The sequence below is a fragment of the Nocardia sp. NPDC058499 genome (genome assembly GCF_042719915.1).
GTDB lineage: Bacteria > Actinomycetota > Actinomycetes > Mycobacteriales > Mycobacteriaceae > Nocardia.
Map to the genome: position 1 here is coordinate 1 of NZ_JBHXMZ010000042.1, position 1,198 is coordinate 1,198.

The window sequence follows — 1,198 nt, forward strand, 5'->3', positions numbered from 1 at the left end:
TGGACCCCGAGGCACCCGCGACCATCCCGACCGAGTATGTCACCCGCCAGTCGACCCGCATCATCGCCAACGGCCACCACGACTACCGAGCGGACAGCATCAACCAGATCGGGGACTTCCCCTACCCCTTCCCGGACAGAGACAACGCAATGCTGGAATATCTGATCCGCAAGGCACAGGAGCTGGAAGATCAGGAGGGGCACCCCCGTACGTTTGGCTGGCCGTCCATGCCTGGTACGAAGGCGCTCTGCAATCCCTGGCATCAGTACCTGACTCAAAAGCCGAAACACACGAGCCCGGTGGACCGACAGGGGCCAGGTTGCAACGGACGTAACGCCCCGCCTTGAACGCGACGGAGGCACCACAGGAACAGATCAATGCGGATACGGACCCGCGATCACCAGCCATTTCCCGGCTGCCCGTACTTTGTGTGTCCTGCCGAGGAACGGAATTTACGACGAACGACCGCCAGGACGTTCAACTGATTGGAAGTTCGGCCCGGAAATTTGGCATAGTCTTGGTTATATACCTAAGAAAGAAGCAGGTCAGGCCGACCAAGTCGGCCTGACCTGCGGTTTCTGCTCCCCCAACTGGACTCGAACCAGTAACCTGCCGATTAACAGTCGGCTGCTCTGCCAATTGAGCTATAGGGGATTGCTCGGTGGTCTCGCCCGTACCGGGCTGACCGAGGTGAAACTTTAGCGTATGGGTGGGTGCGGGCCCAAATCGTGGGGTCGAGCTCACAGAACGTGGGGAAAGTGGGTGCGAGCGGGGCGGCTGCGGTGGAGTCGGATCGACAGGTGTCGGTGCGGTCGGGCAGGATGGGGCAGCACGGACTACTGGGAGGAGCTCGACCCAAGATGCTGCGGTTGATCATCGGTATCGCTGCCGGTTATGTGCTGGGCAGTAAGGCCGGGCGGGCGCGCTATGAGCAGATCAGTGCCAGTGCGCGGGCCGTCGCGGGGAGCCCGGTGACCCGCAAGCTGGTGAACGTGAGCCGGCAGCGGCTATCGGAGAAGTTGAGCACCCAACCCAAGCTCGAACCCATGGAACCGCTGGACGAGCGCACCACGGTGATGGTGCCGCACGACCAGTTGCGCAGGCGTTAGCCTCGATTTTTCGTGATTTGTGCTGATCGGTCCGGGCGGGTTTGGGGTGGTTGTTTTCGCTGTTCGGGCAGCGTCAGCTGCCCGAACAG

2 protein-coding genes and 1 tRNA gene are annotated in these 1,198 nt (G+C 61.6%); 2 read left to right on the plus strand and 1 reads right to left on the minus strand.

Going from position 1 to position 1,198, the window contains the following annotated elements; translation table 11 throughout:
- Nucleotides 1–347: hypothetical protein (locus tag ACFWPH_RS34710; protein ID WP_378756554.1), on the plus strand; the 347-nt coding region annotated here is incomplete at its 5' end.
- A 234-nt stretch (nt 348–581) separates the two neighbouring features.
- Here the strand turns inward: ACFWPH_RS34710 and ACFWPH_RS34715 are convergent.
- A tRNA-Asn gene (locus ACFWPH_RS34715) sits at nt 582–654 on the minus strand.
- Between the two features lie 206 nt (nt 655–860).
- Between ACFWPH_RS34715 and ACFWPH_RS34720 the strand changes: the two genes are divergently transcribed.
- Nucleotides 861–1,109, plus strand: coding sequence for a hypothetical protein (locus tag ACFWPH_RS34720; protein ID WP_378756555.1), 249 nt, complete (start codon nt 861–863; stop codon nt 1,107–1,109).
- The last annotated feature ends 89 nt before the right edge of the window (nt 1,110–1,198 follow it).

Excerpts from the sequence above, each read along its gene's own strand:
- ACFWPH_RS34720 (WP_378756555.1), top strand. The coding sequence starts at position 861 with ATGCTGCGGTTGATCATCGGTATCGCTGCCGGTTATGTGCTGGGCAGT.